Origin of the sequence: Mesorhizobium sp. LNHC252B00 (genome assembly GCF_000502955.1) — a bacterium.
In the GTDB taxonomy this organism is placed as follows: Bacteria; Pseudomonadota; Alphaproteobacteria; order Rhizobiales; family Rhizobiaceae; genus Mesorhizobium.
Genome location: NZ_AYWO01000062.1, coordinates 1 through 9,598, shown reverse-complemented (window position 1 = coordinate 9,598; position 9,598 = coordinate 1). Strand labels below are relative to the sequence as shown.

The 9,598-nt window shown below is 63.0% G+C and carries 8 protein-coding genes; 2 read left to right on the top strand and 6 right to left on the bottom strand.

From position 1 onward, the window contains the following. Window positions 1–135: 135 nt before the first annotated feature. From msrA to X744_RS140100, 5 genes are all read right to left on the bottom strand, one after another. Complete coding sequence (gene msrA, locus X744_RS140080; protein ID WP_023763149.1) at window positions 136–867, bottom strand: peptide-methionine (S)-S-oxide reductase MsrA; 732 nt, start codon at window positions 865–867, stop codon at window positions 136–138. A gap of 111 nt (window positions 868–978) precedes the next feature. Continuing rightward, the gene (locus X744_RS140085; RefSeq protein WP_023763148.1) at window positions 979–1,281 is read right to left on the bottom strand and encodes a hypothetical protein; all 303 of its coding nucleotides are present in this window, start codon (window positions 1,279–1,281) and stop codon (window positions 979–981) included. Between the two features lie 100 nt (window positions 1,282–1,381). Next, the gene (locus X744_RS140090; protein WP_023763147.1) at window positions 1,382–2,080 is read right to left on the bottom strand and encodes a DUF1223 domain-containing protein; all 699 of its coding nucleotides are present in this window, start codon (window positions 2,078–2,080) and stop codon (window positions 1,382–1,384) included. Window positions 2,081–2,458: 378 nt separating this feature from the next. After that, window positions 2,459–2,830, bottom strand: coding sequence for an endonuclease domain-containing protein (locus X744_RS140095; protein WP_023763146.1), 372 nt, complete (start codon window positions 2,828–2,830; stop codon window positions 2,459–2,461). Window positions 2,831–2,935: 105 nt separating this feature from the next. Next, complete coding sequence (locus X744_RS140100; RefSeq protein ID WP_023763145.1) at window positions 2,936–4,114, bottom strand: TadE/TadG family type IV pilus assembly protein; 1,179 nt, start codon at window positions 4,112–4,114, stop codon at window positions 2,936–2,938. Between the two features lie 188 nt (window positions 4,115–4,302). Between X744_RS140100 and lepA the strand changes: the two genes are divergently transcribed. After that, window positions 4,303–6,108, top strand: coding sequence for a translation elongation factor 4 (lepA, locus tag X744_RS140105; RefSeq protein WP_023763144.1), 1,806 nt, complete (start codon window positions 4,303–4,305; stop codon window positions 6,106–6,108). A gap of 514 nt (window positions 6,109–6,622) precedes the next feature. Then, complete coding sequence (locus tag X744_RS1000000174730) at window positions 6,623–7,138, top strand: hypothetical protein (RefSeq protein ID WP_023763143.1); 516 nt, start codon at window positions 6,623–6,625, stop codon at window positions 7,136–7,138. 392 nt (window positions 7,139–7,530) lie between these two features. Here X744_RS1000000174730 and X744_RS140115 read toward each other — a convergent pair whose 3' ends face one another. Further along, window positions 7,531–9,171, bottom strand: a complete 1,641-nt coding sequence (locus X744_RS140115) for an ABC transporter substrate-binding protein (protein ID WP_023763142.1) — start codon at window positions 9,169–9,171, stop codon at window positions 7,531–7,533. Between the last annotated feature and the right edge of the window lie 427 nt (window positions 9,172–9,598).

The following is a 9,598-nucleotide window of genomic DNA, read 5'->3' as shown; positions in this document are numbered from 1 at the left end:
CAAACGACTCAAGGCACGATGGGCCGATCAAAACCTGCTTAGCCTCTTTACTCATATGCGATAGCCCTGCCCTTGAGGGGGAGATGCCTGGCAGGGCAGAGGGGGGTGCTTCGCGCCGACGTCTCCTTCGAGAGTTCAATTGCTCGCCGACAGCACCAGCACCGGCTTTTCGCTGTACAGCGCCGGGAACAGCGCCTTCAGGTTCGCCACCTTGGGCAGGTCGTTGTAGACGATGTAGGGATAGGTCGGGTTCAGCGTCAGGAAATCCTGATGATAATTCTCGGCCGGATAGAAGGTCTTGCCGGTTTCCAGCGTGGTGACGATCGGCTGCGGGAAGACCTTGGCCTGGTCGAGCTGGGCGATGTAGCTCTGCGCGATCTTCTTTTGCGCATCGTTTTCGGCAAAGATCGTCGAGCGGTACTGCGTGCCGGAGTCCGGTCCCTGGAAGTTCAGCTGGGTCGGGTTGTGGGCGACCGAGAAATAGACCTGCAGCAGCTGGCCATAGGTCACTTTGGACGGATCGTAGGTGATTTCGACGGACTCGGCGTGGCCGGTGCGGCCTGTGCCGACGGTCTCGTAGACGGCGCTGTCCTTGTCGCCGCCGGTGTAGCCGGAGACGGCCTTGGTCACACCCTTGACGTGCTGGAAGACGCCCTGCACGCCCCAGAAGCAGCCGCCAGCGAAGATTGCCTTTTCACTGCCGGCCACCGCCTTTTCGTCCAAAGCCGGCGGCGGGATCTTCACCGCGTCCTCGGCAGAAACCGCCGGCGTCAGCCATAAGGCGGCGCCCGCGGCAGCCAGCGCAAGTGCGGCGAGCGCGCCTTTGACAAAGCCAAGCGAACGGTTTGGTGTCTTGATGTCGGTCATGGTTGCACTCCTCATGGCTCCCATTGGGATCAGTCTATTGGATCAGGGACGGCGGCGCGACGCGCTAGTTGCGGCGGGGGCTCACATTCGCGTGCGCCGCCGGCAATCGGCCTAGTTGGCCGGCTTCATGGCATCGGTTGCCGGTTTCACCGCGTCAACCGCCGGCTTCATGGCGTCGGCGGCCGGCTTCATCGAATTGGTGGCCATCGGGTCGGCGGGCTTCATCGCATCGGTTGCAGGCTGCATGGCATCCGCGGCCGGCTTCATGGCATCGGCGGCGGGTTTCATGGCATTCGCGGCCGGCTTCATCGCATTGATCGCGTCGTCGGCACGGGCGATGCCGCCGGCAAACAGCGCCGTCGAGCACAGAGCGAAAGCGAGGGCAGGCAGCGTCAGGCGAAACAGAGTGGTCATGATGGTCTCCTTGGGGTGGTCGTAAGGGCGCGCCGTCTTGGCGGCCGTGCTATGCGGCGCCGCGCGTGCGGCGTTTGCGCAATCTTTGTGGAAGCGTGATCTAGTTGGTAGCGGCGGCCAGGATCGGCCCGCCGCCTGGCGACTGGACGAGCACGGCGGTGCTCAGGCCGTCCGAAGCCGGCGGCAGATCGAGCGCCGCGGCGTCGCCTGTCCAGCTGCCGAGTTTCTTGAGCGAATGCACGACATTGGCATGCGGCAAGGTGCGGCCGGTGTTTTCGCCGCGCGCCACCGGCACCTGGACGACGCCCCTGAGATAGCGCACCAGCCAGACATCGGCCCTGCCGCCCGGCACCGAGCCGGCGCCGATGCTGACCTTGCCGCGGTCGATCGACAGCGACGGGCCACTAATTCGGCCAGTGCTTGCGATCAGCTTTTCGATCTCACCGGGTGCGGCGCCGACGACATCGGCATGGCCGTTGACCACCACTTGCGGCGTGAACGGGCCGTCATGGCCGAGCGGCGGCTCGTAGCTGACCTGGCGCTGCGTGAATTCCTGGCGGCCGAACGTGTCCTTCCAGCCGAGATAGTCCCAGTAGGTAACGTTGAAGGACAGCGCCAGCACGCCGGGCTGGTCCTTGACCCTGATCAGATTGGCGTTGGCCGGCGGGCAGGACGAACAGCCCTGGCTGGTGAACAGCTCGACCACCGTGAGCGGCAGGGCAGCGGCCGCACCGAGCGACACGGCGAGTGCAAGCGCGCAAAGGCTGGACACTGTGACGAACTTGCTGGACCCTGACATTCGGCTTGCTCCGTGGGCGCCGGCGCCCGGATGCGCCGCTCATGTCCCCACTTCGCCGCTGTCTGCCGCTTCGTTACAGCGCTCACCGGTTTGTGATCATCAGGCTCAATTCTTCCCTTCTCCCCTTGTGGGAGAAGGTGGATCGGCGCGCAGCGCCGAGACGGATGAGGGGTGTTCCAGGGAATGAGGCGTTGGCATTCCCTGGAACACCCCTCATCCGTCGCCTTCGGCGACACCTTCTCCCACAAGGGGAGAAGGGGGAGCCGACCGGGGCGGCGCCAGCGCCTGNAATGAGGCGTTGGCATTCCCTGGAACACCCCTCATCCGTCGCCTTCGGCGACACCTTCTCCCACAAGGGGAGAAGGGAAGTCGGAGCCCCTATCGCCACGGCTGGAGACTCATATCTCGTACATAGGCGATGATGGTGTCGCAGACGGCGTTCAAGTCTTTCAGAACATCGTCGTTCCAAAAGCGCAGAATGCGAAAGCCCCTCGCCTCCAGGTCTGCCTTGCGGACACGGTCAGAATCCGACTCCGCGTGCTGGCTGCCATCGATCTCGATGATGAGGCCAGCTTCGAAGCAGACGAAATCGGCAATGTACCTTCCGACGGGAACCTGGCGCCGAAATTTTATCCGGTCGAGCCTGCGGTCGCGCAGTTCATGCCACAGCCTGCCTTCTGCCTCCGTCATTTTGTGCCGGAGCGAATGGGCGAAGCTTCGTTTGGCTGGCAGAACAGGTTGATGCGGCATGGCGCCAGATTACCCGGCCGTTGTATTCCGTCCAGCACCCCTCTTCCGTCTTGGCGCTGCGCGCCAATCCACCTTCTACCGCAGGGAGAAGGCCAAGAGCGCAGCTTACTGCGTCAGCACCGTGTTGGAGGGCCGCTTGTTGAAGTCGCACTTGCCGGTCACGCTGTAGAAGAAGTCGGCGTTCGTGACATCAGGCAGTGGAGGATTGTTGCCGCCGTCTTCCCATGCCTGATCGCTGGTCTGGCTGCAGGGCACAGCGCCGAAGATGTCGACGACCGTGTTGCCTTTAACCTCGACAGGGAGGTATTTGGAAGGGTCCAGGTCCCTTTGTGCAGCAGTACTGTACCCGGCGCCGAGGTAGAGCCGGTTCGACGTGTCTGCATTGTTCGACTTGAGCGGGTTGACCGGTCCGGACGGCACATCCATCTGCAGATAGAGCTGGTCCATGGTGCTCACATTGATTGTTGCGCCACTGGTGTTTCCGGCGGAATTCGTGGTCGCGCACGTTGTCTTGAAATAGATGGTGGAGCCGCTCGTGTTTCCGCTTTTTGCTACCGCGGTGCTTCTGTAAACTCCAGCAGTGGGAGTGAAATCGGTTTTTGACCCTACTGTCGTGCACACTTGGCTCTGAACCTGCGTCGAGGTTGTTCCCGACACAGTGGAAATAGTTGTCGTGCCGTAACCTTTCGGGTCGGCAGCGGTATAAGTCTTACCCCCGCTCGTATAGGAATAGTTATAGCCTTTGTAGACATAGTTGACCTTCATCATGGTCGTCGGTGTGGTGCTGGAGGTCGAACCGAACGGCAGTCCGTACAAGGTCATGGTCTTGTTCCAGTAGCCTGAAACGTGATCGACGTTGAATGTAGCTGCGACCAGTGCGGGCGTCTTGCTCACCGCCGATGAGACGCCGATCGCCACCGTCGGTATCCTGGCGATCTGCATGAAAACGGTCGGCATCGGGTAACTCGCCGTGGCCTGCGCCGTGGCGGTGCCGTTGGCGCTGACGTCGAAGGTGTTCAGCGTCGCGGTGCCCTGTCCGCCATTGGCCACGTAGGAGGCCTGCATCGTTACCTGGCGCTGCGCCTTCGTCGAGGCGGTATCCATCGTGGTGATCGACAGGATCGCGGAATCGAGTGCCGCCTGTTCGGTCGACCTGGTCTGGACCGCCGAGGTGTAGTCGACCGAAAAACCGATCGCGGTGATCAGCGGAATCATGACGAGAACGAGTATCGGTGCGAACGCGCCGCTCCGCGACCTGATAAACCTGCCTGCCAGCCCCCGCATGCCTTGATCCTTATATCAGAATATCCTCCCCGGCTAACATGGCAGTCCCCAATTATGCTCTAACGGACTTGGTTAATGTTTATCGTTTTTCGCGAAGAGCGCGTAATGAGCGACAAGCGCCGGCGGCACTTGCCCGGCAGTGGCTGTGCCGCTTGCCGCAGCAAGCCGCCCCTGCTAAAGCGCGCGACATGAGCACGCCCCTCGACCACATCCGAAATTTCTCCATCGTCGCCCATATCGACCATGGCAAATCCACGCTTGCCGACCGGCTGATCCAGCTGACCGGCGGGCTGGAGCTGCGCGACATGAAGGAGCAGGTGCTGGACTCGATGGACATCGAGCGCGAGCGCGGCATCACCATCAAGGCGCAGACGGTGCGGCTGAAATACCACGCCAACAATGGCGAGGACTATATCCTCAATTTGATCGACACGCCCGGCCATGTCGACTTCGCCTATGAAGTGTCGCGCTCGCTCGCCGCCTGCGAGGGGTCGCTGCTGGTGGTCGACGCCTCGCAGGGCGTCGAAGCGCAGACTCTGGCCAATGTCTACCAGGCGATCGACAACAACCACGAGATCGTCGTGGTGCTGAACAAGGTCGACCTGCCGGCCGCCGAGCCCGAGCGCATCCGCGAGCAGGTCGAGGAGGTGATCGGCATCGACGCTTCCAACGCCGTGCTGATCTCGGCCAAGACCGGGCTTGGCATTCCCGATGTGCTGGAGGCCATCGTCCACCAGCTGCCGCCGCCGCGCGAGGGCGATGCTTCAGCGCCGCTGAAGGCGATGCTGGTCGATAGCTGGTACGACGCCTATCTCGGCGTCATCGTTCTGGTGCGCATCATCGACGGCGTGCTGAAGAAGGGCCAGACCATCCGCATGATGGGCACCGGCGCCAAATATCTGGTCGAGCGCACCGGCGTGTTCACGCCGGCCCGCATCAATGTCGACGAGCTCGGCCCCGGCGAGTTCGGCTTCTTGACCGGCTCGATCAAGGAAGTGGCCGACACCCGCGTCGGCGACACCATCACCGAGGACAAGCGCGCCACCGCCAAGGCGCTGCCCGGGTTCAAGCCGGCGCAGCCAGTGGTGTTCTGCGGCCTGTTCCCGGTCGACGCCGCCGATTTCGAGGATCTGCGCGCCGCGGTCGGCAAGCTGCGCCTCAACGACGCTTCTTTCTCTTTTGAAATGGAAACCAGTGCGGCGCTCGGCTTCGGCTATCGCTGCGGCTTCCTGGGCCTGCTGCATCTGGAAATCATCCAGGAGCGGCTGGAGCGCGAGTTCAACCTCGATCTGATCGCCACCGCACCCAGCGTCGTCTACCGGCTGGCTCTGACCGACGGATCGATGAAGGAATTGCACAACCCGGCCGACATGCCCGATGTGGTGAAAATCTCCGCCATCGAGGAGCCGTGGATCCGCGCCACCATTTTGACGCCCGACGACTATCTCGGCGGCATATTGAAACTCTGCCAGGACCGGCGCGGCATCCAGGCCGACCTGTCCTATGTCGGCAAGCGCGCCATGCTGATCTACGATTTGCCGCTCAACGAAGTCGTGTTCGATTTCTACGACCGGCTAAAGTCGATCTCCAAGGGCTACGCCTCGTTCGACTACCACCTCACCGACTACAAGGAAGGCGATCTCGTCAAGATGTCGATCCTGGTCAATGAGGAGCCCGTCGACGCGCTCTCCATGCTGGTGCACCGCACGGCGGCGGAAAAGCGCGGCCGGCAGATGTGCGAGAAGCTGAAGGAACTGATCCCGAACCATCTGTTCAAGATCCCGATCCAGGCCGCGATCGGCGGCAAGGTCATCGCCCGCGAAACCATCTCGGCGCTGCGCAAGGATGTCACCGCCAAATGCTACGGCGGCGACGTCTCGCGCAAACGCAAGCTGCTGGACAAGCAGAAAGAAGGCAAGAAGCGGATGCGCCAGTTTGGGAAGGTCGATATCCCGCAGGAGGCGTTTATTCAGGCGCTGAAGATGGGGGATTGAGAAGCCGATTGGCGCGCGAAGCGCGCCAATTCATCGATCCGGTGGATCGATGGCAGGCTTCGAAAGCGGTGGAGTTGCCGGGGGCAATGTGCCCCGCTAGCGATGCGTTGACGCAGAGCGGTGTAGATTACTCTCCAGGAGGCGGCGCCCAGGCTATCTGGGCACCGAGCGCTTTTTTGAATGTTCCAGGGTCCCCGCGCTGTTGGCATCGGCACGCGGAGATCACGTTTGTACGAATACGTACCGATGGCCTGGGCTTGGTTGCTCGTGCCGCGATGGGGCGCTACAAAAATCGGGCGGCGGACCTCGGTTCGCCAGTGGCCGACGCGGGCTCAGGCAACTGTCTCACCGGCATTCGCGTCGGCCACTTCTCGACCGCAGGCGAGGGCGTGACAAGGCCGGATCGCCCGAGGGCAGACACGTCTCGACACTTTCTCCGTTTTCCGCTTCGCGCTACCCCTTTGAGAACGTTCCGCCCAGGAGTATCCTCAGCAGGGCTTGGGGGAGATTTCAAATGCGTTCCAACCCGCTGGACATCGTTGCCGCGACCGGCCTGGCCATCGGTGGCGCTTTCGGGCTCGCCGGCACTTTCGTCGCCAGCGCCGAACTGCGCGAAACGCTGTGGACGATCGACGGCGTGGCGCTGGTGGTGGCGACCGCGCTGCTGACGATGAAATACCAGCGGCTGGGCAATGACTGCATAGCTGCCGGATTCCTGACCTTCCTCGCCGGCGAGAGCCTGCTGCTCGCCGGCAATGCGGCAGGGCTTGAGGCCAGCGTGCCCTCCTATGTCGGCGGCATCTCGCTGTGGGCGGCCGCACTTGTCATGGTCAGCGCGCCGAAGACTTTCGCCGTTTGGATGCGTCTCACCGCGCTCGTGGCCGCCCTGCTGTTTGTCGTCTCGGCAGGCATGATCCTGTGGCGCGCGCCCCTACTGCCGACCTCGTCGCCGCTGCCCGCCGCCGGCTATCCGTTCCTGGTGCTGACTTTTATTGGCTGGATCTGGACACTTGTGAAATCCGAGCGCTGAACGGATCGGTGCGGTTGTGCGCGGTCCGTCGATATCCGCAACAGCGCCACCGAGGCGATCCACCGGCTGGTGCCTCTTGTGAAGGTAGGGCCGGCCGGAAATAGGCCAAGGCTGGCACATTACGAAGCCCCCTCATCCGGCCGCTTCGCGGCCACCTTCTCCCCGGTGGGGAGAAGAGGAGGCGCCGGCGCTGGGAGTCTCCTCTCCCCATCGGGGAGAGGGTGGCCGGAGCGAAGCGGAGGTCGGGTGAGGGGGTGGCGCCGACGGAACTTTTCTTTCTTTGCTTGCGGGATATCGAACAGTGTCGGCGCTTTCCCTCATTTGCCTGCCGGCACTCCATCTCAGGATGAGGTGTTCCTCGTGGGGGCGAGGAACCCAAGAGCGGCGAGGCCTCACCCCTCGATCCACACCTTCTCAAAGTGCTGCTCGAGCGCCTGGTGCTGTTCGCAACCCTCCACACCCTTGCGGTAGGTCCGGTAGACCGAGCGCCAGTAGGGTTGGATGATGATGCCTGAGTCGCGCAAATTCTGCTCGATCTTGGCCATGATCTCCTTGCGCGCCTTGGCGTCCGGGGTCGCCAGCGCCTTGTCTAGCAGTTCGTCGAACTCCTTGTTGGCATATGCGCTTTCGTTCCAGGCGGCGCCGGATTTATACGCCAGCGCCAGCACCTGGACGCCGAGCGGGCGGCCGAGCCATTCGGTGCAGGAGAAGGGGTATTTGCTCCAGTCGTTCCAGAAGGTGGCGGCGGGCAGCACGGTGCGCTTGATCTTCAGGCCGGCCTCGCGCATCTGCGCGCCGATGGCGTCGCCGGTGCTCTTTTGCCATTCGACATCGACGGAGATGAGCTCGAATTCGTGGTCGGCCTTGCCTGCCTCCGTGAGCAGCTTCTTCGACTGGTCCAGGTCGCGCTTGGCCGGGCCGATATCGGCATATTCGGGGTGCATGGGGCCGACATGGTGATTGTCGGCGGGCTTGCCGCGGCCGCCGAGTCCGAGCGCCAGCACGGCGGAATTGTCGACGGCGAGCTGGGCGGCGCGCCGCACCTTGACGTCGTCATAGGGCGCGTTGCCGACATTGAAGCGAGCGACGATGGTGGAGCCGGTGGCGATCTCGGAATTCTTGAGCCCCATCTGCTCAGTCTGCGAGACAGCGTCGGAGGCGGTTTCGTGGTCGGTATCGATCTCGCCGGATTCGAACGCCGACAGCATGGCGTTGGGGTCGGAGCCGTAATCGACCCATTTGATGCCGTCGAGGTGGAATTCGCCCTTCCACCAGGGCTTATCCTTGCGCTTCACCTCGGCGCCGGTCTCGGCATCCCAGCTGACCAGCTCGCAGGGACCGGTGGTGATGGCAAGCGCCTTCATCGGATCGCCGTCGCCCTCATAGGAGCGGTGCATGATCAGCGCGGGATAGTCGGCCATGCCGGCGATCAGCGAGATGTCGGGCTTGGGCAGATTGAGTTTTATCGTGAACTCGTCGACCTTGGCGATGCCGCCGTCGACAACCTTCTTGGTGTCGGCATTGACCAGCGCGCCCATGCGCGCGGCGACCGAATTGCCGGCCACCGAGGCATCGCACCAGCGGGTGAGGTTGTGGACGACATCGTCCGCGTTGAAGGCGTCGCCGTTCGACCAGGAGATGCCCTTGCGCACATGCAGCGTCAGCGTCCTGGCGTCGTCGCTCGCCTCCCAGCTTTCGAGCAGCCAGGGCTCGAAGGAGAAGTCGGTGTTCCAGCGCACCAGATATTCGTTGCAGTGGCGCGCGACGTTGGACATTTCGACGCCGTCGAAGGTGCGCGGGTCCTTGAAACCCTTGACGTTCATGGCGACGCGCAGGACGCCGCCTTTCTTGGGTTCCGCCGCGCGGGCAGGGGTGGGGGCGAGCCCGCCCAGCGCCAGCGCGCCGGCGGCGCTGACACCAAGGCCGGCCATCAAGGCCAGATATTCGCGGCGGTTGATGCCGCCGCTCTTGAAGTCGTCGGCGACGGGTTTTGCCTGCGGGTGCAATTTGCGGTCGGTCAGCATGAATTTCATCGTCGTTCCCCTGTTGTTGGGCGCCCCGGCCGATCGACAGACGCGGGGACGTAAGCGATCGCCGGGACGCCTTTTGCCTGGGGGAATGATAGAGCGGGGCGAGGCTCGGCAGTGTTCGGTTTTCCGCAGTGATTGTGCGGTGCTCCGCAGGGGGGAGTCGGCAGTGCGCTTATACTTTACAGCCGCGCTGGGAGAGATGCGCCAACGGCGCGGCGCCAATCTCCCTCCTTGAGGGGGAGATGGCCGGCAGGCCAGAGGGGGTCGGCACGACGGGACGCGACCTCGTACTTTCAAAAAGATGATGCTAGCGCTCTACGCGCGACGACCCCCTCTGTCGCCTTCGGCGACATCTCCCCTCAAGGGGCAGGGGAATCGCATATGAGTAAGAGTAAGTCTTGCGTTGAGTGGAAAGGTTGATTCTTTAGGG

Coding starts and splice junctions, on each gene's coding strand:
- msrA (WP_023763149.1), bottom strand. CDS start 867: ATGACCGACATCAAGACACCAAACCGTTCGCTTGGCTTTGTCAAAGGC.
- X744_RS140085 (WP_023763148.1), bottom strand. CDS start 1,281: ATGACCACTCTGTTTCGCCTGACGCTGCCTGCCCTCGCTTTCGCTCTG.
- X744_RS140090 (WP_023763147.1), bottom strand. CDS start 2,080: ATGTCAGGGTCCAGCAAGTTCGTCACAGTGTCCAGCCTTTGCGCGCTT.
- X744_RS140095 (WP_023763146.1), bottom strand. CDS start 2,830: ATGCCGCATCAACCTGTTCTGCCAGCCAAACGAAGCTTCGCCCATTCG.
- X744_RS140100 (WP_023763145.1), bottom strand. CDS start 4,114: ATGCGGGGGCTGGCAGGCAGGTTTATCAGGTCGCGGAGCGGCGCGTTC.
- lepA (WP_023763144.1), top strand. CDS start 4,303: ATGAGCACGCCCCTCGACCACATCCGAAATTTCTCCATCGTCGCCCAT.
- X744_RS1000000174730 (WP_023763143.1), top strand. CDS start 6,623: ATGCGTTCCAACCCGCTGGACATCGTTGCCGCGACCGGCCTGGCCATC.
- X744_RS140115 (WP_023763142.1), bottom strand. CDS start 9,171: ATGAAATTCATGCTGACCGACCGCAAATTGCACCCGCAGGCAAAACCC.